At 67.6% G+C, this 19,818-nt stretch carries 20 protein-coding genes and 4 pseudogenes; 8 read left to right on the top strand and 16 right to left on the bottom strand.

The window, feature by feature from the left end; all coding sequences use genetic code 11:
• Nucleotides 1-169: 169 nt before the first annotated feature.
• The 3 genes and pseudogenes from ACFU6I_RS27020 to ACFU6I_RS27010 all read left to right on the top strand — a co-directional run bounded on the left by ACFU6I_RS27020 (nucleotide 170) and on the right by ACFU6I_RS27010 (nucleotide 2,308).
• Nucleotides 170-1,558 carry an IS4 family transposase gene (locus tag ACFU6I_RS27020; protein WP_384371379.1) on the top strand — a complete coding sequence of 463 codons (1,389 nt, stop codon included), beginning with the start codon at nucleotides 170-172 and terminating at the stop codon, nucleotides 1,556-1,558.
• Between the two features lie 160 nt (nucleotides 1,559-1,718).
• Nucleotides 1,719-2,071, top strand: a pseudogene (locus tag ACFU6I_RS27015) (transposase); the annotation flags it as partial.
• Nucleotides 2,072-2,143: 72 nt separating this feature from the next.
• The gene (locus ACFU6I_RS27010; RefSeq protein WP_384051172.1) at nucleotides 2,144-2,308 is read left to right on the top strand and encodes a hypothetical protein; all 165 of its coding nucleotides are present in this window, start codon (nucleotides 2,144-2,146) and stop codon (nucleotides 2,306-2,308) included.
• Nucleotides 2,309-2,342: 34 nt separating this feature from the next.
• On the opposite strand, the gene ACFU6I_RS27005 is transcribed toward ACFU6I_RS27010, so the two are convergent.
• The 4 genes from ACFU6I_RS27005 to ACFU6I_RS26990 all read right to left on the bottom strand — a co-directional run bounded on the left by ACFU6I_RS27005 (nucleotide 2,343) and on the right by ACFU6I_RS26990 (nucleotide 5,873).
• Entirely contained in the window at nucleotides 2,343-3,149 is an 807-nt protein-coding gene (locus ACFU6I_RS27005; protein WP_384371397.1) for a transposase family protein, read from the bottom strand.
• Between the two features lie 140 nt (nucleotides 3,150-3,289).
• Entirely contained in the window at nucleotides 3,290-3,871 is a 582-nt protein-coding gene (locus tag ACFU6I_RS27000) for an NUDIX domain-containing protein (RefSeq protein WP_384371377.1), read from the bottom strand.
• Nucleotides 3,872-4,458: 587 nt separating this feature from the next.
• Nucleotides 4,459-5,466 (bottom strand): IS3 family transposase, encoded by a 1,008-nt coding sequence (locus ACFU6I_RS26995; RefSeq protein ID WP_384371375.1) that lies wholly within the window; start codon nucleotides 5,464-5,466, stop codon nucleotides 4,459-4,461.
• 17 nt (nucleotides 5,467-5,483) lie between these two features.
• Nucleotides 5,484-5,873 (bottom strand): transposase, encoded by a 390-nt coding sequence (locus tag ACFU6I_RS26990; RefSeq protein WP_384371373.1) that lies wholly within the window; start codon nucleotides 5,871-5,873, stop codon nucleotides 5,484-5,486.
• Nucleotides 5,874-6,099: 226 nt separating this feature from the next.
• Between ACFU6I_RS26990 and ACFU6I_RS26985 the strand changes: the two genes are divergently transcribed.
• Together ACFU6I_RS26985 and ACFU6I_RS26980 are read left to right on the top strand one after the other, a co-directional pair.
• The gene (locus ACFU6I_RS26985) at nucleotides 6,100-6,375 is read left to right on the top strand and encodes a hypothetical protein (protein WP_384371372.1); all 276 of its coding nucleotides are present in this window, start codon (nucleotides 6,100-6,102) and stop codon (nucleotides 6,373-6,375) included.
• Between the two features lie 739 nt (nucleotides 6,376-7,114).
• Nucleotides 7,115-7,429: pseudogene (locus tag ACFU6I_RS26980) on the top strand (transposase); the annotation flags it as partial.
• Nucleotides 7,430-8,271: 842 nt separating this feature from the next.
• Here the strand turns inward: ACFU6I_RS26980 and ACFU6I_RS26975 are convergent.
• Complete coding sequence (locus ACFU6I_RS26975; RefSeq protein ID WP_384371371.1) at nucleotides 8,272-8,445, bottom strand: hypothetical protein; 174 nt, start codon at nucleotides 8,443-8,445, stop codon at nucleotides 8,272-8,274.
• Nucleotides 8,446-8,494: 49 nt separating this feature from the next.
• On the opposite strand from ACFU6I_RS26975, the pseudogene ACFU6I_RS26970 reads away from it, so the two are divergent.
• Nucleotides 8,495-8,767, top strand: a pseudogene (locus ACFU6I_RS26970) (integrase core domain-containing protein); the annotation flags it as partial.
• Nucleotides 8,768-9,276: 509 nt separating this feature from the next.
• Nucleotides 9,277-9,621, top strand: coding sequence for a hypothetical protein (locus ACFU6I_RS26965; RefSeq protein ID WP_384371369.1), 345 nt, complete (start codon nucleotides 9,277-9,279; stop codon nucleotides 9,619-9,621).
• Nucleotides 9,622-9,635: 14 nt separating this feature from the next.
• Here the strand turns inward: ACFU6I_RS26965 and ACFU6I_RS26960 are convergent.
• The 7 genes and pseudogenes from ACFU6I_RS26960 to ACFU6I_RS26930 all read right to left on the bottom strand — a co-directional run.
• A pseudogene (locus tag ACFU6I_RS26960) lies at nucleotides 9,636-9,773 on the bottom strand (translocation protein TolB); the annotation flags it as partial.
• Between the two features lie 116 nt (nucleotides 9,774-9,889).
• Nucleotides 9,890-11,227 (bottom strand): flavin monoamine oxidase family protein, encoded by a 1,338-nt coding sequence (locus ACFU6I_RS26955; protein WP_384371367.1) that lies wholly within the window; start codon nucleotides 11,225-11,227, stop codon nucleotides 9,890-9,892.
• A gap of 76 nt (nucleotides 11,228-11,303) precedes the next feature.
• A complete protein-coding gene (locus ACFU6I_RS26950; protein WP_384371365.1) occupies nucleotides 11,304-11,813 on the bottom strand; it encodes a hypothetical protein in 510 nt (169 codons plus the stop codon).
• A 1,039-nt stretch (nucleotides 11,814-12,852) separates the two neighbouring features.
• Entirely contained in the window at nucleotides 12,853-13,377 is a 525-nt protein-coding gene (locus tag ACFU6I_RS26945) for a helix-turn-helix domain-containing protein (RefSeq protein WP_384371363.1), read from the bottom strand.
• 257 nt (nucleotides 13,378-13,634) lie between these two features.
• Nucleotides 13,635-14,342, bottom strand: coding sequence for a B3/4 domain-containing protein (locus ACFU6I_RS26940; protein ID WP_384371361.1), 708 nt, complete (start codon nucleotides 14,340-14,342; stop codon nucleotides 13,635-13,637).
• A gap of 41 nt (nucleotides 14,343-14,383) precedes the next feature.
• Nucleotides 14,384-15,031, bottom strand: a complete 648-nt coding sequence (locus tag ACFU6I_RS26935) for an FMN-binding negative transcriptional regulator (RefSeq protein ID WP_384371359.1) — start codon at nucleotides 15,029-15,031, stop codon at nucleotides 14,384-14,386.
• A 43-nt stretch (nucleotides 15,032-15,074) separates the two neighbouring features.
• On the bottom strand, nucleotides 15,075-15,911 hold the full coding sequence (locus ACFU6I_RS26930) for an EamA family transporter (protein ID WP_384371357.1): 837 nt from the start codon (nucleotides 15,909-15,911) through the stop codon (nucleotides 15,075-15,077).
• Between the two features lie 122 nt (nucleotides 15,912-16,033).
• Here ACFU6I_RS26930 and ACFU6I_RS26925 point away from each other — a divergent pair, with 122 nt between their 5' ends.
• On the top strand, nucleotides 16,034-16,618 hold the full coding sequence (locus ACFU6I_RS26925; protein WP_384371355.1) for a helix-turn-helix domain-containing protein: 585 nt from the start codon (nucleotides 16,034-16,036) through the stop codon (nucleotides 16,616-16,618).
• A gap of 23 nt (nucleotides 16,619-16,641) precedes the next feature.
• On the opposite strand, the gene ACFU6I_RS26920 is transcribed toward ACFU6I_RS26925, so the two are convergent.
• From ACFU6I_RS26920 to ACFU6I_RS26905, 4 genes are all read right to left on the bottom strand, one after another.
• Nucleotides 16,642-17,061 carry a Mov34/MPN/PAD-1 family protein gene (locus tag ACFU6I_RS26920; RefSeq protein ID WP_384371353.1) on the bottom strand — a complete coding sequence of 140 codons (420 nt, stop codon included), beginning with the start codon at nucleotides 17,059-17,061 and terminating at the stop codon, nucleotides 16,642-16,644.
• On the bottom strand, nucleotides 17,055-18,098 hold the full coding sequence (locus tag ACFU6I_RS26915) for a GlxA family transcriptional regulator (protein WP_384371352.1): 1,044 nt from the start codon (nucleotides 18,096-18,098) through the stop codon (nucleotides 17,055-17,057). The genes ACFU6I_RS26920 and ACFU6I_RS26915 overlap by 7 nt, the downstream gene beginning before the upstream one ends.
• Nucleotides 18,086-18,739, bottom strand: coding sequence for an HD domain-containing protein (locus ACFU6I_RS26910; protein ID WP_384371351.1), 654 nt, complete (start codon nucleotides 18,737-18,739; stop codon nucleotides 18,086-18,088). Before ACFU6I_RS26910 ends, ACFU6I_RS26915 begins: the two co-directional genes overlap by 13 nt.
• A gap of 153 nt (nucleotides 18,740-18,892) precedes the next feature.
• Nucleotides 18,893-19,438, bottom strand: a complete 546-nt coding sequence (locus ACFU6I_RS26905) for an APC family permease (RefSeq protein ID WP_384371349.1) — start codon at nucleotides 19,436-19,438, stop codon at nucleotides 18,893-18,895.
• Between the last annotated feature and the right edge of the window lie 380 nt (nucleotides 19,439-19,818).

Here is a 19,818-nt window from a genome sequence, read left to right as displayed (position 1 = left end):
AGACAGGGCGTCCAAGATCGTTGTGTGACGAACAACCCAACACCGTTGCGTTTGAGTCTTGAGTCGCAGGTCAAGCCCTGGTGAATGACGCAACGGGACGTCCTGATAGATCAGCTTGTGTCGAGCAAGAAGATCATCGGGAGTCCCGTTGCAGGAGAAGTCTGTCATCATGCGCACGGTCGAGGCGGCCGGGGGTGTGTACGCACCCGGCCACTTGGGTGAGTTGACCCAGGTCGTGGACTTCGTACTGGTGGACGCGGTGATCGAGGAGACCGGGTCACGTGAGAAGCGGCTGCGGCTGCTGCCGTCCCGGGTCGTGGTCTTCTTTGTCCTCGCGCTGGCCCTGTTCGAGGACTGCTCCTATCGAGGCGTGTGGGGCAAGTTGACGGCGGGGCTGGAGGGACTGCCGCTGATACGTCCGGCGGTCTCCTCGCTGTCCAGGGCCCGACGGCGGGTCGGGGCAGCACCGCTGCGGCGGCTGTTCGAGATCCTCGCCGGGCCCGTCGCCAACCTCGGGCAGCCCGGTTCGTTCTACCGAGGGCTTCGGACCGTGGCCGTGGACGGGACCTTGCTGCACGTGCCCGACGAGGAGGCGCTCACCTGGCGCTATCCCAAGCGAGTGGGCGAGAGCGTGGAGTTCGGCTACCCGCTGCTGCGACTCGTGGTCCTGGTCGAGTGTGGCACCCGTGCCGTGATCGCCGCCGCATTCGGCCCCGAGACCGACGGCGAACTCACCTACGCTGGCTGCCTGTTGGGCGCCCTGGACCGCACGATGCTCCTGCTGGCCGACGCCGGCTTCCACGCGAACACCTTCGCCCGCGACGTCCAGGCCACCGGCGCCCAGTTTCTGGTGCGCTCCTCCGCCCGCCGGATACCCACGCCCTTCCGGCACCTGGGTGACGGCTCCTCCCTGGCCCGGATCGGCTACGGCGTCCTGCCTGTCCTGCTGACCGTCCGCGTCATCGAGGCGTCCGTCACCGCAACCCTGGCCGACGGCACCGTCCGCACCGAGCAGTGGCGCCTGCTCACCAGCCTCCTCGACCCGGCCGCCCACCCAGCCGCCGGGCTCGTGGATCTCTACCACGAGCGGTGGCAGTCGGAGACGACGTATTTCTCGATCAAGGCGACCATGCTGGATGGCCGTGTCCTGCGCTCCCGCAGCCTGACCGGCCTCGACCAGGAGGTATACGCCCTACTCACTACCTACCAGGCCCTCATCCGCGCCGCCGCCGACACCGCCTGCACCCAGCCCGGCCTGGACATGGACCGCATCAGCTTCACCGTCCTGCAGACCACCGCCGCCGACACCGTCACCACCGCGACCGGGATCCTGCCCCCGGCGGGACCCGCCGAGCTCGTCGGCACCATCGGCCGAGCCGTCCTCGACGCCCTGCACCCCGCCCGCCACCGGCACCGCGTCAAGGCCCGCACCCGCAAGAACCCCACCAGCAAGTACGGACCGAACGCCGGAGAACACCCCACGACCAGCCAGAACTACACCGTCCACAGCACCGTCGCGTTCTTCGAACACGGACTCTCGACCCGCTCACGGACGTAAACGCAACGGCGTTGACGAACAACCTGGACGCCCTGCTGACCGCACTGTACGTGAAGATCGACGACGAGATCGGAGGTACCCGATGGCTTGGCCGACCGCCGCAGCTGACGGATTCCGAGCTGGTCACCCTTGCCGTGGCGCAGGCTCTGCTGGGCTTCACCAGCAGAAGTATCTGTGGCGGGCTGTCGACCAGGACGGCAATGTCCTGGACATCCTCGTGCAGGACCGGCGGACACGGCTGCGGCCAGGCGCTTCTTCCGCAGGCTGATGACGACGACGGGCGGGGTGCCGCGAGTGGTCGTCACCGACAAGCTGCGTTCCTGCGACGCCGCTCACCGCGAGGTCATGCCCTCGGTGGAGCACCGCTCCCATAGGGGATTGAACAACCGGGCCGAGAACAGCCACCAGCCGACGAGGCAACGCGAACGGGCCATGAAGGGCTTCCGCAGCGTGGGCGGGGCCCAGCGGTTCCTGTCCGCGTTCAGCGGCATCTCACTCCACTTCCGGCCCCCGACGCTACCTGATGACCGCATCCGAACACCGAGCCGAAATGACCATCCGCTTACGTAACCCGGTCGAGGGCCTATGGGGCACATCAAACGGAGCCTGGCCAACCTGGCCGCCCGCACCCTCAGCGAGCTGGAGACTCTGCTCCGCAGGCGGCTCAAGGCGCTGCAGTACCGGCACGGCATCCTCGGCGGATTCCTCGCCGGGACGGGCCTCGCTCTCGACAGACCGGACGGACCCTAATACGCCGAAGTCAGTGACGTTTTCTCAACGGTGGTCATTTCCAAATTCCGTTGAGGACGAGGGCGGCGCGGGCGATGTCGCCCATCCTGCTTGGGCTGATAGTGATGTACTGCAGGGTGCGCCAGCGCTGCTTGAGCTCGGCGGCGCGTTCTCCGAGTGCACGGATGCCTCTGATCAGGCTGTTCGTGGTTTGCGTGTCGGCGTGCAAGGCCCGCTCGGACCGGCCCTTCGGCCGTCGGATGGGGACGAGGACGCCGATTCCGGCGCCGATGTAGCCCTTGTCGGCCTGGGTGGGCAGGCCGTCGGCTGCGGCTTTGTACAGGGCGGGTAGGGCATGGATGCGGGCGGCGGTGATGTCGGGGGTGGAGCCGGGTTCGGCGTCGGAGACCCACAGCGGGGTGCCGTCCGGGGCTGACAGGAACTGGACGTTGCCGCCGAATGTCTTGTGTCTCTGGCTGAACCACAGGTCGTTGCCGTTGTCGCGGACGCCGGCGAGTCGGTCGGATTCGATCAGGGTGCCGTCGAGGATCATGTGGGTCATGTCGTCGCGTCGGCAGCGGTCCAGGACCTCGTGAAGGTCGGGGGCCTGGTCGGCGAGGACGTCGATGCCTTCGTGGCGGCAGCGGTAGCAGGTGGCCTGGGAGACGCCGGCATCGCGGGCCAGGCAGTGCACGCAGCCGCGCTCGCGGAACCAGCGCAGGACCAGCACGGCCTGGCGGAACGGGCCGAGCACCCGGCTGCCGCGCGGAGTGCCGATGCGCCGTCGGTGCGCGGCCAGCAGGTGGGACAGGTGATCCACGACGTGGCGCGGGACGTCGAGCGTGGCAGCATAGGTGACCAACGTGAAGCCTCTGGTGGTTACGGACATGATCTTGTGGTGAGACCTGTCCTACCAGGGGCTTTACGTCTGCCAACCGCCGCGGCCGCGTGGCTCGATCCGCCGGGGCCCTGCCGGTTCGCCCAGCATGGCCATGACGTCAGTTATTCACCAAGTTCTGCGCGATGGCGCTGGAAGAGGGCCAGGGCGGCGATGGAGGACGCGTCCTTGAACCGGCCCTGGGCGATGAGCTGCCATACCTCCGTTTCGGAGAACCAGCGGCTGATCAGGCCCGCCTCTGTCTCGTCGAGGTTGGTTTCGCCGGCGGTGAGGTCCGTTGCGAGAAGAACGTGGAAGCCCTGGTTGCAGTAGCCGTATGCCCCGAACAGGTGGCCCAGTGGCGTCATGGCGCCAGCGGTCAGCCCGGTCTCCTCGGCAAGTTCACCGCGTGCGAGGGCGAGTGGGTCTGCGTCCGGCTTGTCCTCCCAGGAGCCTTGCGGGAACTCCCAGTAGCGACCCTTGACCGTATACCGGTACTGCTCGACAAGATGGAAACCGCCGTCGGCGTACGGGATGACAAGAGCGAAGTCGGGCTTCTCCACCAGACCGTAGATGCCCTCGGCACCGTCATGCCGCAGGGTCTTGTCCTCGCGGACGCTCATCCAGCGGTTCGTGTAGACAACGGTGGTGCTGGTAGCAACCAGCTCATGTTCGGGCAGCGACGGTTGAGATGTCTCCGTATGCATGCGCCAACGCTAGCCGATCGCGTCGCGTTGGCCCTGAGCTCCCGTCCTCGCAGGTTGTTCGGTCCCCGCTCCCTGCGGTCACGTGGCTTCACAAAGATCATTTCGTCGAGAAAACCTCAGTAACCACCTGGGAGCAGATCACCGGCGTCACCGGCCGACTTACTGCGGCCTGAGCCCAGGCCGGCACCCGGCCCCACCACACCTCGACGCACAGTCAGACACCCACACACCCAACAACGTGACAACGCCCGGGAGAGAGCATGGACCAGTTCCAGCCGCGCTGCTCACGGGGCTAAACCGTCGCGCCCGCTCCTGGCTCGCCGATCGCCGTGCCTCTCCATCACCCGCCCATGCTCCATGCGGGTGATGTGCGCCTCCGGGGCGCCACCGTCGAAAAGGATGGCACGAGGGCGGACATCACAGGATCGGGCCTGGTCGTCGGCCGCCGACCTGCGGTTTTGCGGGACTCAGTAGATTTCTGTTCAAGATGCTGACGGGGGCATGTGCTACTAGCGTGATGGCTGTGAGAGTCGCAACCGGGCACGCCCCGGGCGGTAGTTGTCAAGTCAAATGAGACGTTTACGTCGCTATGAGGTTTGTAGTTCGGGTTGCGTTCGTTTGGTGGGGTCGTTGATCCAGACCTCGCCGGGTATTTCGGGTGGCTTCGGCCGACGGGCGAAGCGTTCGGGGTGGCGTTCGTAAGCTTCGGCGAGGGCGACGGCCCTGTGGTCTCTCACCTCCTGGGCGGTGCCGAAGTGGACGGATGCGGGGGTGTGCAGGCCGATCCCGGAGTGCCGGTGCTCGTGGTTGTAGTAGCCGATGAACGCCTCCATCCACTCCCGGGCGTGCGCCAGGGAGCCGAAGCGTTCTGGATAGTCGGGTGCGTACTTGGTGGTGCGGAACTGGCTTTCGCTGAAAGGATTGTCGTTGCTCACCCGGGGTCGGGAATGACTCCTGGTGACACCGAGATCGATCAGCAGCTGGGAGACCTTCTTGCTGGTCATCGACGTGCCGCGGTCCGCGTGGACGGTGTGGGGCACGATGCCGTTGTGCTCGATGGTCTCGCGGATCAACTCCTCGGCCCGTTCGGCCGTTTCGGCCAGTTCGACGGTGTGCCCGACGATGTAGCGGCTGAAGATGTCGATGATCACGTAGGCGTGGAACCAGATGCCCTTGGCCGGTCCGGGCAGCCGCGTGATGTCCCACGTGAACACTTCCGACGGCCCGGTCGCGACCAGTTCGGGGATCGCCTTGGGTGGATGGGTGGCCTGGCGGCGGCGTTCGCCGTTCTGCCCCGCGGCGGACAGGATCCGGTACATCGTCCGCTCGGAGCACCAGTAGTTCCCTGCGTCCAGCTCACGTGCCCAGATCTGGGCGGGTGGCAGGTCGACGTACTCAGGCCGGTTCAGCAACTCCAGGATGTCGGCCCGCTCGGCCGGTGAGAGGGCCGAGGCGGGCGTGGGTCTTGGGGGCAGGTTGGGCTTCGGCTTCGGGTGGATGTGGCGGTAGTGGGTGGCGCGTGAGCGTCCGGTCAGCCGGCAGGCCGCCGTGGTCCCCAACTGGCCCTGGACACCCGAGAAAGCGTCATCGATCACCGGTGCGGCAGCGTGCTTCAGTCCGCGCTCTCGGAGAGCAGTTCCAAGAGCGCGTTGGCTTTTCCCATGACCTCGAGGGCCGCGTCCCGGCGGGCCAGGTCCTTCTCCAGCCGCGCGACCTTCTTGCGCAGTCGTTCCAGCTCGGCCTGCTCGGCCGCCTGCTTCGGCCGGGCCGGAGAGGTCCGCTGGTCGGTCAGAGCGTCCAGGGCACCGGCGTCGCGGGCCTGGCGCCACTCGATCACGTGCGAGTGGTACAGCCGCTCACGCCGCAGGATCGCGCCCTTTTCGCCGGTCGGGGCGGCGTCGTACTCGGCGACGATCCGCAGCTTGTACTCCGCGGAGAACGTTCGCCGCTTCGGGCGGGGCGCCGGATCCGATCCGGAGCTATGGGGGGTGGTGCTGGCCATGCCGGGGTGTACTCCTGTCTCGCCCTTCCAGCCTAACCCGGCAAAGCGGGCGTCTCAGCCAAGGCTGTCAGAGAGGGGGCGGCAAGTCTCCCGAAGGGTGGGAACCGATCTGCCGCGAGACGTGCTCCCGCTTCACGTGGTGACCTCTGCGAACCGCACCGCATGGTTCTCATGCGTTGTGGCATCCACCTTCGATCTTCGGTGGTGGAAGGAAAGGTAAAGACTCATGCGAGCACCTCATATCAAGCGATCCCTCGCTGTAGCAGCCGCCGGTGTGATGCTGGCTGGTGGCGCCGCTGTCGGTGCGGCCGGTACGGCCACGGCCGCTCCTGCCCGAGCGACCTCCGTGACCAGCAACTCCTACGACCGCTGCGGCTGGTGGGATGAGTGCTGCGGCTGGTGGGATGGCTGCTACGGCTACGGCTACTACAACCCCGGCTACGGCTACTACAACCCCGGGTACGGCTTCGGCCAGTTCCAGCAGCAACAGCAGCAGCAGTAGAGGCGATGCCCTTGCTCAACCGCCCGGCTCGCCGAGTCGACTGCCTGTGTGAGGAAGCCGGCGAGGCCGTCCGGGTCCGGGGCGTGGAGAAGACACCCGATGCAGCCCAGTCGCGGGCGATACCGTGCAGCGAAGCCCGATCGGCGTCGGCGAGCGCATCACGCAGGGAATCTGTCAGCGACAGACACAGGGCCTCTCCCTCGTCGATCAGCGCGACCAGGTGACCATGCCGCGGGTCGGCCTGAACAGCCTCGGCCGACCGGCCCGTGATGAGCACCACCTCCGCCGGCCGTAGATCAACGACCGGTCCATCGCGTTGACATCGAACCCGTCATAGCCCGTCGCGATCGGTTCGTCGTCCTCGCGCACGCCGAGCCCGTGATCGTCGCGGATGCCACAGACAGTCTGACGACCAGCTGTGTATGGAACAACAAGGAGTTCAGGCTGTGCTCCCCGGCGCCTGTCGCCTCACGGTTCTGGGACGCGGATCATCTCCAACGGATCCATTTGTTCGTCCGCCTCGGTGAGGAGTGCATCTACCTGGGCACTTCCACACGTGTGAGGGACGGGCGTGAGCAGGAGGAGCTCAGGCTCAGCATCCTGAGCATCGACTCGCCGCTGAGCCGGGACGTCCTCGACAAAGTACGTGAACCGCCGACGTGTATGGGGGGTAGCGGGACGCGGTCGGGTTGGCCGCTCGTAGCGTGCCGTAGGACGCCGGACCGGGTGACTCGCCCACAAGGTCCATCTCGTGGTCGACGGACACTCCGCCCACCGTTCCAGGAAGGTCCGTGACTGGCTCGCCGCCCACCCCGACGACGTCGAGCCGCACTTCCTACCCCCGTACTCACCCGAACTCAACCCCGACGAGCTGGTCAACGCCGACCTCAAACACAGCCTGCCCAAAGAGCACCGAGCCCGCGATCAGGCCGAACTCGCCGCGGAGACACGCCGCTTCTTCTACAGACGTCAGCGTCAGCCGCACATCGTCCGCGGCTACTTCGGCGGCCCACACGTCCGCTGCATCCTGGACGAGAACCCAATGAGTTTGTGATCAATAATCGTGAATAAAGCCACCGTCTGGGCCCGCCCCCTGAAGGGAGCAGGCCCCGACGCCATCACCCACTACGGGTGGACCCTTGCGCTCAAGGCACCCTCAGTATTTTGAGCCCCTTTAGCCGACGGAGACTACGGGTTCAGGTCCCGGAAAGTTCGGAGGGAGCCCATGCGGTACGGCCGTCCCGGAGCACAGCCAGGCGAGATAGCTCGAGAGGCTGCCCTTGTAGTGGAACCAGTCGTCATTCCGCCCAGCCACAACGACTGTCCATTCGTTGGGCTGCCCTTCTGTACGCCAGTGGAACTCGTCCCCGTCTATCGAGCTGCCCCACATCAGCAACCCTCCCGATTCCGGGAACACAGGGTAGCCGCCGAACATTCCCTTCTGCGCCATATCCTCGGCACCGGCGAGATCCTCTTTCTTCGCCTCGACGAATCCCGCTTCGTTTCCTGGGGCCGGCGACGTCACAGTGAGGAATTGCCCGATCTTCAGCCGAGGGTACGACTCTGCCAAAGTGATTTAGTCGTCTGGCAGCCCAGTCCTCAACCCGTCGAAGACCATCTGCCAGTTGATGCGCCGTGGAACCTCGAGACGCTGCGCCATCAGCCCCGGTAGCGCAGCTTCTAGGGATTCGATACTCAACAGCCACCCCCCCATTTGCGTTCTTGTTGTCTATCCGCACACAGCACCTCGCCAGCGCAGATGAGTAATAGTCAAGACCTGTGGATCAACCCAGTTGGGTTGGTCCTTGTGTCAGGGGCGACGTCTCATAATGCTTCGAACGCGGCGGCTTCCTCCGCGTTCGGCCAGTAGCTCATGGGTCTGTGGTGAGATGCTCCTCACTGGTCGTGGCCGGGCCACACTGCAACAAGATCACGGTAGTCGGCGAAGCGGGCGCCGGGAACCGTGTCTTGGATCGGCTGACCGTTCAGCCAGCATATTTGGAAGGCGTCGCTCTCGGTGTCGAGTAGACAGCACACTCCGCCGCTGGCGGCGGTGAGGCTGGTGAACACGGCTCTGATGCTTGCGGATCGCTCAAACAGCCGGCTCATCCCCGACGTGGCCGGCCTCTGCGACCAACTCGGGGTCACCAGGTCGATGGGCGCGGTCGGCACCAGCGCCGACAACGCGGCCTGCGAAAGCTTCCACGCCTCCCTGAAACGCGAGACCCTCCAAGGCGCCCACGACTACGGCGGCTCCGATACCTGCCGCAGGACCGTCTTCGCCTGGCTGACCCGCTACAACACCGGCCGCCGGCACTCCGCCAACGGCCACCTCAGCCCCAACGAATACGAACACCGACACCACACTGCTGAACTCACGCTCGCCGCGTGATCAATAACCGCGTGCCCACCTTCAAGGGGGAAGGCCCTGTACCAGTGCATGTGATGCCCCCCACGGCCATCGTTGGATGCCGTCCTGAAGGGATCAAGCAGGCAGTACGTATGGTCCTGTCCTGGTCCGTGCAGGTCAAGACACATTTCGGTGACCGCGGCCGTGGGGCGGCGCAGGGGTGATTCGGCCTACTTGTTGGCCGCCGTACTGCCGCCGTCCTGCACGCCTGAGCGTGAGCAAGGGCGCCCCGCCGCAATGGCGAGGCGCCCAGCTATGTCCGAAGCGTCTATGCCGCCTCGACCGCGAGCGCGTACCGCCCGCGCTCCGCACGGGGAACCGTCAGCAGCCGATGCGGCTGCGGGTCCGCGGCGAAGGCCAGTGGGGATGAGATGTGGCGGCGTGTCAGCCCCCGTCGGCGCTGTTTGTCCAGCCGTGCCCGTTCGGGCACTTGAAGGTGTGGTTGGACAGCTTCGGGAACTCTCACGGAGTAGCCAGCGTCTTTAATGATCATGAGGGAACGCGTTGAAGTACTGAGTGGTACCGGGGTAGCCCTGGCCGGTGGATTCGTCGGGCTGCTGGGATGGGCCGCAGATGCCGAACTCCGGGCGCGCGCCGGATTCGAGGCTGGACCGGACTGGAGTGTGCTGTACGCGGAGCTTCCGCTGACCGTTCTCGTCGGAGTGCTAGCCGCATTGTCAGCGTGGTTGCTGCCCCGGCGATGGATGATCAGGTCGTCCGTTGCCAGTTACGCAGGCCGCGTCGTGCTTGTTGCCATAGTGCTGGCCGGATTCTGGCTGGCCGTCCAGGGCTGGTACACAGGACTGCCCGAGTCAATGCCGGACCACAAGCCCTAGCTAGTGCCGCATCAGGCAACGCCCAGCGGGCCGTAGGGGCTGGGGCCGTTCTGGGCCGGGGCCGCGTAGGCGGCCCCGTGCATGAGGGTGCCGCCGAAGGCTGCGGCCGCGGTGCCTATGACTGCTCCCCGCAGGACGATGCGACGTTCCACTGTCACTCCAAAAGGATCCATGACGTTCCGCTGCCAACTGGCAAGCGGAGTAATATATTCCGGAACGCTAGAGGCGGCGATCCAACGCTGATCGAGCACGTGGTGAAGACGTCGTGTCACTTGGTGAATCGGTTCACGTCCCGAGTGAGTCCGGCCAGGGAGATCGGCGAACCGAGGATCCGCTCGGCCGCACGATGCCCGGACTGGAGCGCCCCGTGGACAGTGGCCGGGTCGTACCCCCAGGTCGCTTCCCCCGCGAAGTGGAGAACGCCGTCGACGGGTCCCGCCATCGCGTCGTGGTCGTCGTGCGTGGAGCCTGCAGCGATGTAGGAGTACGAGCCGAGGGCGAGGGGGTCGCTGCCCCAGCGGGTGATCCAGTGCGCCACGGGCCCGGGGACGGAGTCGCCGTAGATCTCACGGAGGGAGCCGAGCACCGACGCAACCACCTCTTCGTCGGTCTTCTGCTCGATACTCTGCCCCCAGGCACCGCCGGCGAAGGTCAGCAGCATCGGCTTGCCGCTCACCACGGAGACGTCGTACCAGGAGTGCCAGGGGACGCCGGCTCGGCCGTGCTTCCGGATCGCGTAGACGCCGTCCTCCCAGAACCGGTCCGGGAACTGAAGGAAGATCTTGTTGAACACGCCCATTCCGAGGCGGGCGATCGGCCCCGCAATGTCTTCGGGCAGAGGGGGTGTGAACTCGATCGTCCCCGCCTTGAGCACGCCCAACGGCACCGTGACGATCACCTGGGCGGCGTCGAAGGACTCGCCCTCCGTGTCGACTCGCACCCCGGTAGTCGACCTCGTGATGGCGGTCACGGTCGTTCCAAGACGTACGTGGAGGCCTTCCGCGAGAGCCCTGGGAAGCACGTCGTAGCCACCAGGGAAGATCACCTCGTCTCCCTCGATGGCGTCCTCGTCGAGGGCGTGGGCGGCGACCTGCTCGATCTCCGCGCCGCACTGCTCCTCCGTGCGGTGCCGGTAGAACGTGCGGAGCCGCTCGGCGCGTTCGGGTTCCCATCCGGTCGCGGCGAGGGCGCGTTCGGTCACGGTGGCGTAGGTCTCGCCGGGACCGGAGGCCTCGACGACCTCCTGGAGGAGGCCGTCCGCCGTGTTCACGTCGGTGATCCACTGCCGTGTCGCGCCGTCGTCCAGCCGCCGTCGCGATTCGTCGTAGTCGGCGATCGGCCGCCCGCCGGCCTGGAAGCCCCCGACCGTGAACTCGCTTGTTTCCATGTTGAGTTCGGCGGCAAGCCCGGTGAGGGGGTTGTCGATGAGGCCATGAATCCACGAGGCGCCACGGTCGACGGAGAACCCTGCCGTGCGGTCGGTCCAGATCCGTCCACCGACGCGGTCCCGCGCCTCGAGCACAATCACATGTTGTCCCGCGGCCTGCAGCAGCCGGGCTGCGGTGATGCCGGCGATACCCGCGCCGACGACGATGGTGTCCATCATCTTCTCTTTTCTCCAGGGGGCTCAAGATTGGATCTGCAGGGCGGCGGAGGAAGGCGTGCCGCCGACGGCGGGCTGTTCACCCGACAGGGCCGAGGACCCTCAGGACGGTGAGGACCGGAGCGAAGGGGTGTCCGGCCGTCCCGGGCGGGACCTCGACCACCAGGTCGCTGAGGTGCGGTAGGTGGAGACCTGGTGCGGTCCCGTTGCTCCTCCGGGCACCGGTCACCGGTGTCGGATGCGAACGTCGCGACGAGGAGATCGCCGAGGTCGAGCCTGGCCAGTTCAGCGTCCACCTCGTCGAGCAGCAGTGCGCTGATGCCCTTGCCGCGTCCGGCCGACGGGGTGGGGGGGGCGAGTGGAGCTCGGCGACACAGGTGCTGGTCACCCAGGTGTCGTCGTAACCCGCGTGGATCTCGACGAAAGCGCAGCCGAGCGTGTGACCGTGACGTTCGGCAAGGAGGACGAAGGCCTCGCCCTTTCCCTGCTCGACGGACGGGTGTTGAGCGAGCAGCGCGAGCCACAGCGCACCCCGCCGGTTGATGAGTTTGGCACCTCCCCTGCGGAGGGTGACGTTGCCGTGCGTCATGGGGCTTCTGGCGCATCCCAGCTCCGCTGTCCTTGTCTCGCTGCACGCCACGTTCCTTCCGGGCTGCCCGTCGGTGTACGAGGTCGAGGGCGGTGGCTCGGCGCGGTCGCCTGCCTGCGGACCGGGAATCACCTCGGCACCGCGTCGCGAAGCGCCGACGCCGAGCCCGGTGCCACCGGTTGGGGCCGTGGCCGAGTCGCCTGAGGGCCAGGTCGAGCATGTCGGCGAAGAAGTCGGCCGCGCGCGCCGCTTCGGCCGGAGTCACCCGCGGCGCGGGGAGCGCGTCCTCGGCGAAGAAGTCGATCGTGCGGTGCGCGTCGTGCGGCATGCAGGGTTCCTCGGCTGATCCGGGCGTTGATGGCGGCGAGCCGTCCGTTCGAACAGTGACTCATCCGACTGTTTCAAGCACCATGGCGCATCTTCATGCTCGAATCAAGTGTTACCAAGCGTGAATCACGCGTCGGATCGGCTGTGGAGTCGCGCCGTTCGGGGCGGCGAGGGCGTGCTGGAGGGACGTCGCGGCGGCGTACCCGCGGTCGACCTTGAGGGCAGCCCACAGAAAGGGAGCGATACGGCGGCAGGGGAGACGCATGGCACCGCGAACTGCGGCACGAGGGCGCAGACACCGGCAGGAATCGGGTGAGGAACACGACGCGACCGCCGTGACGCGTCATCAGCGGCTCGGTCCGATTCCAGGCGGCGGCCGGAACGCGGCGGCCGACTCGGCCAGTGCGCAGCCGGTGGCCCAGGAGGCGACCGGAGCGGTGGGCGAGGAAGTCACCCGCTGCGAGGGTTCCGGCGGCGACGGCGATGACGAGAAGCAGGCTGACCTCGTTGGTGCGGGCGAGCGCGCCGGCGGCCAGGAGCAGGGGCACGGTGGGGATGAACGCGCCGATCAGGCGGACCGGTTCGTACGGGACAGCTGCGCCCACCACCGCGTACAGCAGACCCGGGGCGTCAAGGTGTGGGGGAGGGCGTTCACCGCGGCTTCTCCCCGGCGTGCTCACCCGGGGTGGTCAGGTGCGACGGCCAGGGCAGGCTATGGCTGGGCCAAGGCCAGGACGAAACGCAGCTCGCCCTGGCCGGTGTGCTGGTAGGTGTGTGCTTGGTCGGCGGCGAAGACCGCCGAGTCTCCCGCGTGCAGCACGAGAGGTTCGTCAGCCACTTGGATCTCCAGGGAGCCGTGTACGACGCTCACCGTCTCCGTGGTGCCCGCGGTGTGGGGCTCGCCTTCGTAATGGTCGCCGTCGTACATCGTCCAGTCCCACATCTCAAGTGACGACGGCGGCTCGGATCCGACCAGCAGTACGCCTCGACCGGGACTGTGCTCGCTGCGCCACAGGCATACTCCTTCCCCGGCTCGGACCACGCGGGCCAGCGGCGTCCCGGAGGTCTCGACCAGATTTGAGACGGTCGTCCCCAGCGCGTCCGCGAGTCGGCACAGCGTGCCGATGCTGGGGTTCGTGCGGTTTTGTTCGATGAGTACCAGCATGCCCTTGCTCACCCCGGAGCGAGAGGCCAGGGCATCCAAGGACCATCCCCGGGTCGTCCGCGCCGTGCGCACGCCGTGAGCGACTGCAAGGGTCACTGCCGCTGCCAGATCTGCCTGCCACAACACATCCCGGATAGAGGTATTGCTCTCTGCTACTTGTTCCTGTGCGGCACCGATGGTCTGACCTCGCCTCGCCGCGTCGTTGGCGCACTGCCGCCGGACGAGGCACCGGCTGCATCTGGGCTGTCCGGGTGGCACCCCGCCGCGAGCTGACCAGCATGGGCGGGGGCGCCATCGAGGGGCATGCCTGAGGAGAGGCGGCGGAGTGGTCAGGCGGTTGCCTCGGGCTGTCCGGGGCTGAGGTAGTGGATGGTGGTCTGCTCGGTGTGCGGGGCGAGCAGGTTCTGGAGTTCGGTGGCGGCGGTCTTGAGGAGGTGGCCGTCGCGCGTGGCGTGGAGGGTTTCGAGGACGAAGGCGACGCGGGTGGAGTCCTCGGTGACGCAGGTCTGGTGGGCATCGCGGTGGTTCCAATGGCGGGTCAGCACGACGCTGGCGTCGGTGTAGATGATCTCGCCGGGCTTGGGATTCTCGATCGCGTCGGGTTCACCAAGAGGGGTGAACTCCTCGCTGCCGTCCGCGTAGCGGATGTCTACGTCGCCGGTGACGTGGTCGAGGTCGAAAGCGCCGGCGGGCAGGCCGTGGCGGACGGAGACGGAGTTGTAGGAGTCGACGGCCGGGTTGATACGCGGCAGGGTGCCCTTCTTGGCGAAGCGGCGGCCGAGCGCGTCGACGCTGGGGCGGATACGGCGGGGGTTCGTGCCGAAGGAACGGTAGGCGGCGTGCCACGCCTCGATGCGCGGGTCGGTCTCGTCGGCGGGCTGCCAGGTGCCTTCGGCGAGCTGCTGCTCCAGGTCGTCCATGGCCGCGGCGGTGTCGGGCCACGACTCGTGGCCGCGCAGGCCGGTGGCCGTGACCAGGGCGATGAGGGTGTCGGGGAATGCCTCCGTGACGGCGGGGGTGAGGCGGAAGACAGTCATGCGCGGGGTTTCCGTTCTGTGCTTGCGTTGCGGGAGGAGGTTCAGGGCTTCCAAGGACCGATGCGGTCCAGGCGGCGGCGCTGCTGATGCGCGGTGGACACGTCGAGACCCTCGCCGCGCGTGGTGAGGTGGTCGGCGACCGCAGTGCGGTGTTCGACGGGCTTGTGGTCGTCGTACTTGAACTTGGCCCGTACGTCGGTCACTTCGAGACGCAGGCCGCGGATGCCGGACAGCATCCGGCCGTACGGCGGCTGGTCGACGGCGACGGGACCGTGGTCCCCGTCGGGCTGGAAGTGGGCCATCTGGCGGCGCAACAGCTCGGCCTTGGCCTCGGGGTCGTCGACGATCCGGGCCTGACAGGTGAACTGCACGGCGGCGTAGTAGCTGGTGGGAACGCCGTCGGTGGGGTTCGTGCCGGGCTTGGCGCGCCAGGGGCCGGGGATGAAGGCGTAGTCGCCGATGACCGTGAAGGTGACGTTCGGGTCGTACTCGATGGTGTCCCACACCGGGTTGGGGCGGGCGAGGTGGATCAGGAGGTGGTTGCCGTCGCTAGTGAAGTGGGTGGGGACCGTGATGGGGGACTCGCCGAGCAGGCCGTTGACACTCAGGAGGCCGAAGTCGTGGCCGTCGGCGATCCAGGCCTGCCACTCGGCTTCGTCCAGGCCGGCGTCCCAGGGCTGGATGAACATGCTGGGCTCCTTGTGAGGTGGGGTGCGGGGAGTGCGGTGGAGGTCAGGGGAGGGCGAGGAGGCTGACGGCGATGGCGGCCGTGCCCAGGCCGACGAGCTGGCCGCGGTGGATGCGCTCTGAGAGCACCCCACGGGCGAGCAGGACAGTGCTGGCAGGGTAGAGAGCGGTGACGACGGCGACGACGGCGAGGTCGCCACTGCGGGCGGCGAGCAGGAAGAGCAGGTTCGCCAACGCGTCCAGCCCGCCCGCCGTGGCCGACATCGCGTACGCGGGCCGCTCGGTGCCCAGCCTGCGGCGCATCAGTCCGACCGCTGCCAGGGTGAGCGCCGAGGAGACGGCGCGGCCCATGATCAGCGGTGCGACTCCGCTGTCGGCGGGCGCCTGATGCAGAAAGATCAGCTGCAGGGCGATCGCCGTGCCCGCACCGAAGGCCAGCAGCAGCGCCGTACGCGACGGGCGAGCCGACCCCGCGCCTTGGCCGGCGCTGACCAGGACGACCGCGGCCAGTGCGAGCGGCAGGCCCACGAGCCCGGCCAGGTCCAGGTGCTCACCCTGGAGCAGCCCCACGCTCACCGGGAGCATTGCGGAGACCAGGGCCGTGATGGGCGAGAGCACGTTCATCGGGCCGATCGCCAGCGTGCGGTAGAGCGGGGCGAATGCGGCGGTGGAAGCGACACCGGACGCGGTACCCCACGCGAGAGCACCGCTGCTGAACGAGGCACCGAGAAACGGCCACAGCGCCAGCTCGACCGCGAGCGAGGCAGGGGCCGCGATCAGCACGGTACGCAGTACATGCGCCTTGCGGGCTCCGAGGCCGCCGAGGAAGTCGGCGCATCCATAGGCGAGTGAGCTGCCCAAGGCCAGCAGCAGAGCGATCACGGTACGTACATCCCTTACTATTTCAGTGGAACGACTAAACCGTACAACGTATCGACCGCGATTTGTCAACCAAACGACCGAGCGGTGTAATGGAATGATCCACTGGTGAGGATGGTGATCGGATGGCTGAGACTGAGACAGCCCTGCGCACGCTCGCGCGCAACGTGAGGGCGGCTCGCACCCGTGCTGGCCTGTCCCTGGACGAGCTCGGTCAGCGCGCCAAGGTGAGCAAGGGCGCCCTGGTCGGCTTGGAGAAGGCTCAGGGCAACCCGAACTTCGCCACCCTGGTCAGGCTGGCCGACACCCTTGGTGTCTCCGTCTCGACTCTGATGGAAGGCCCGAGCGAGGCCCGGGTCCGTGTCGTGACCGCCGACGCTGTGATGCCGCTGTGGAAGGGGGAGCGGGGCAGTGAGGCAAGGCTCATGCTGACGACTTCGGGCCCGGCCCCGGTCGAGGTCTGGCGCTGGCGGCTGGAACCGGGCGAGGAATACCCGAGCCACCCGCACCAGGCCGGAGTCGTGGAAACCGTCAGCGTCACCTCCGGGTGCATGGTCCTCGTCGTCGACGGCACCGAGCACCCCGTCGAAGCAGGCCAGACCGCCACCTTCGATGGCGACGCCGCCCACACCTATCGCGGCGCCGGAATCGAGGCCTGCCACCTGATCATGACCGTCCACCTGCCGCCCGGCCCCGCTTCCGCGTCCTGACCTGCGCGGCACGCATGGCTTCTCTACTCGCCATCGCTCTCCGTGATGCGTACACCCGCCTCTGTCACCACGCCATCCGTGATGAGGAAGGAACGCAGCTCGAGGAAGGTGCGAGAGTCCGTGGAAATGATCAGGTTGTGTGCTGTCGGCTCCTGCGCCAGTTCCACATCGATCGCCGACGGGTACGCTCCGCTCGCTGTGTGGGAGTGGTAGACGACGTGCAGTTCTTCCTGCCGTTCGGCCATGGCCCGGTACGCCTCGTAGAGGTCGCGCGAGTGTGCCTCGTGCAACACCGGCGACTGTGCCGTGTTGCGAAACCTCACGACACGCGTTGAGTGGTCTTCGTGCGGGCGCCGCAGCACTACTCCGCACACCTCGATGGGGTGATCGCGGAGGGCGTGGTCGACGATCTCGTCGTAGACGCTTCTGGTCAGAGTCAGCATGAGCTCGGCAGGGGTAGGGCAACCTGTTCGGTTGCCGGGGCGGATGTGGTGCGGAAGCGGGCCCGGTACACGGTGGGGGAGACGCCGAAGGTCTGCTGGAACACGCGACGCATGGTCTCCGACGACCCGAATCCAGCTTGTTGCGCGACCTCCTCGACCGAGGTGGTGCCCGAGGACAACAGGACCTGGGCCGCCTCCACCCGGACGGCGTCGGCGTACCGCCCGAGCGTCATGCCGGTCTCCTGCCGGAAGAGGCGTGCCAGGTGGCGGGTGCTGACGCCGAGCCCCGCGGCGAGCGCGTCGACGCCGTGCGGGAGGGTCGGGTCCGTAGTGATCTCATCCATCGCGCGGCGTACGAGCGGGTGTTGGGGCGGCTGCGGGGTCATCCGGATGCTGAACTGCGACTGTCCGTCCGGGCGGGCCATGAAGACGACGAGCTGGCGGGCTACCTCCCTCGCGACATCTGCGCCGTGGTCCTCCTCGACCAGGGCGAGGGCCAGGTCGATCCCCGCGGTGACTCCGGCGGAGGTGACGACGTGGCCGTCACGTACGAACACCGGGTCCGGCTCCACGCGTACCTTCGGGTACGCGGTGGCGAGCTCGGGCGCCAGCTCCCAGTGGGTCGTGGCGCGCCGCCCGTCGAGCAGTCCGGTCCGGGCCAGGAGGAACGCGCCCGCGCAGACCGAGGTCACCCGTCGGGCCCGTGTGGCGAGGCCGTCGACGAGTGAGATCAGGCCGTCGTCGGCGGTGGCGTGCTGCCAGTCTCTGCGGCCGGGGACAAGCAGTGTGTCTACGTGCCGGGGGAGCTGCTCGATGGAGGCGTTCGCCTCGATCCGCAGTCCGCAAGAGGTGAGCGCGTCGAGGCCGGTGGCGGAGACGACCCGCACGTCGTACCGGGCGCCGTAGCGGTTGGCCGTGGTGAAGACCTCCAAGGGCCCGCTCACGTCCAGAAGCTGAACCTGGTCGAAGGCCACGATCACGACGATCCGGTCCGCGCTGTGGCCGGCTCCCCGGGCCGTGGGCTCTACTCGGCCCACGGCGAGTCCAGGATCGTGCGGACGAAGTCCCCGCGTTCGAAGCCCGGCAGGTAGTGCTGGAGCACGTCCGCCTTGACGTTGCCGAAGGTGGTTTCCGGCTTGTGACGGATGCCGTCCGTGAATGCGCCGAGAATGCGCGTCTTGAAGTCGGGGCGGGGATGCAGGGCGACGATCTCCTCACGCTCGGCGGCGGGGATGTCCGCGTAGCCGATACCCAGGACGTCGTACTCGACGCCCGCGGTCACCAGGGCGACCTCGGGCTCCATGAACTCGGGGATCCCCGGGGTGGTGTGCAGGGCGATGGCCGTCCATACCCGGCGCACGCTGTCCTCCGGCACCTCGTGTGCCTGCAGGAAGCGGCGTGCCTCGTCAGCGCCGTCGACCTCGAAGCGGCGACCGCTCGTACGGAACTGCTCTCTCAGCCCCAGGTCATGGAACATCGCGGCGATGTACAGCAGCTCGGGATCGAAGCTGAGGTCACGGTTGCGGCCCTGAAGCACGCCGAAGAAATACACCCGCCGTGAGTGGTGGTAGATCAGTTCACCGGCGGCTTCGTGGACCAACTCGGTTGCCTCACGCGCCAGCTTGGTGTCCGGCACGTACATCCCGGCCCTGATGTTCGCGGCTGTCGTCACCGTCATGGCATCTCACCTGTCTTTCGCTGATGGGACCCGCCCGGTTCACGGGCAGGTCCCAGTCTTCTCAGCCCCGTCGGCCGCAGCCATGTCTGTGGGGCCGTATAACCCACAGATACGGACATCCGCCCTCGGCTGCAGCCAGGCCGTCTCCGGGGCTCAGGCGGTCCGGGACGGCTCCAGAGGCGTGATGATCGCCTCGGCGCGGGCCAGCTTCGAGTGCCGGCGGCCGTAGCAGAAGTAGACGAGCAGGGCGAGCGTCAGCCAGCCGGCGAACAGCACGAACGTGTCGGAGGGCAGGTTCCAGATCAGGTAGCCGCAGAAGAGCAAGGACAGGGCGAGCACCACCGGGTAGCCGGGGACCTTGAAGCCGCGAGGCAGCTGGGGTTCACGGACCCGCAGCACGATGACACCGACCGAGACCACGGCGAAGGCGACCAGCGCGCCCATGCTCGTGAGGTCGACCAGCCAGCCCAGTGGCACGAACGCGGCGAGCAGTCCCACGAAGGCGCAGACGATGAGGGTGTTGCCGACGGGCGTACCACTGCCGGCGCCCACCTTGCGGAAGACCGGGGGCAGCATTCCGTCGCGGCCCATCGCTACCGCGACCCGTTCCCCGGCGACCGGAACCGCGATAGCACCTTCCCGAACGGCCTGCCGGACGGCTCGGCAGGTTCTGGGGGCGGCTCGTCCGGCGGGGGCCACTGGAACTGCCCCCGCACCCGTTGGTGCTGACGAAGTGCCCTGGCCGGTGCAGGACACAGGGGCCCGTCTCTCCTACGGGCAGGGCCGCGCGTTGCTGGACCAGCATACCGCTCTGCGCGGACCGGGCACGGGCTGGGACCTGCACTCGCCGCCGACAAGCTCCGTGCGAGACCCCGCAGAACGCTCCGATCCGCCGCAGCCCTACTCGACCCCCTGCATGAGCGGATGTAGTGCCCGATGACGACCGCGACGACCGCGACGACCGCGAGCGCGGCGGATTTCGCACCTCTCGCACATGTGCGAGCCGACCGGAGGGCCCCGGGGCGCGAGCCGTAGGCCAGTGTTGACCGTACGTTAGGAGGCGCACAGACCCAATGCCC

It is taken from the genome of Streptomyces sp. NPDC057486 (genome assembly GCF_042802415.1).
GTDB classification, from domain to species: domain Bacteria; phylum Actinomycetota; class Actinomycetes; order Streptomycetales; family Streptomycetaceae; genus Streptomyces; species Streptomyces yanii.
The sequence above is the reverse complement of the archived record's forward strand: the minus strand, read 5'-3'. Positions and strand labels throughout refer to the sequence as shown.

Excerpts from the sequence above, each read along its gene's own strand:
- ACFU6I_RS27020 (WP_384371379.1), top strand. The coding sequence starts at position 170 with ATGCGCACGGTCGAGGCGGCCGGGGGTGTGTACGCACCCGGCCACTTG.
- ACFU6I_RS27010 (WP_384051172.1), top strand. The coding sequence starts at position 2,144 with ATGGGGCACATCAAACGGAGCCTGGCCAACCTGGCCGCCCGCACCCTC.
- ACFU6I_RS27000 (WP_384371377.1), bottom strand. The coding sequence starts at position 3,871 with ATGCATACGGAGACATCTCAACCGTCGCTGCCCGAACATGAGCTGGTT.
- ACFU6I_RS26990 (WP_384371373.1), bottom strand. The coding sequence starts at position 5,873 with ATGGCCAGCACCACCCCCCATAGCTCCGGATCGGATCCGGCGCCCCGC.
- ACFU6I_RS26985 (WP_384371372.1), top strand. The coding sequence starts at position 6,100 with ATGCGAGCACCTCATATCAAGCGATCCCTCGCTGTAGCAGCCGCCGGT.
- ACFU6I_RS26965 (WP_384371369.1), top strand. The coding sequence starts at position 9,277 with ATGAGGGAACGCGTTGAAGTACTGAGTGGTACCGGGGTAGCCCTGGCC.
- ACFU6I_RS26955 (WP_384371367.1), bottom strand. The coding sequence starts at position 11,227 with ATGATGGACACCATCGTCGTCGGCGCGGGTATCGCCGGCATCACCGCA.
- ACFU6I_RS26950 (WP_384371365.1), bottom strand. The coding sequence starts at position 11,813 with ATGACGCACGGCAACGTCACCCTCCGCAGGGGAGGTGCCAAACTCATC.
- ACFU6I_RS26940 (WP_384371361.1), bottom strand. The coding sequence starts at position 14,342 with ATGACTGTCTTCCGCCTCACCCCCGCCGTCACGGAGGCATTCCCCGAC.
- ACFU6I_RS26935 (WP_384371359.1), bottom strand. The coding sequence starts at position 15,031 with ATGTTCATCCAGCCCTGGGACGCCGGCCTGGACGAAGCCGAGTGGCAG.
- ACFU6I_RS26925 (WP_384371355.1), top strand. The coding sequence starts at position 16,034 with ATGGCTGAGACTGAGACAGCCCTGCGCACGCTCGCGCGCAACGTGAGG.
- ACFU6I_RS26920 (WP_384371353.1), bottom strand. The coding sequence starts at position 17,061 with ATGCTGACTCTGACCAGAAGCGTCTACGACGAGATCGTCGACCACGCC.
- ACFU6I_RS26910 (WP_384371351.1), bottom strand. The coding sequence starts at position 18,739 with ATGACGGTGACGACAGCCGCGAACATCAGGGCCGGGATGTACGTGCCG.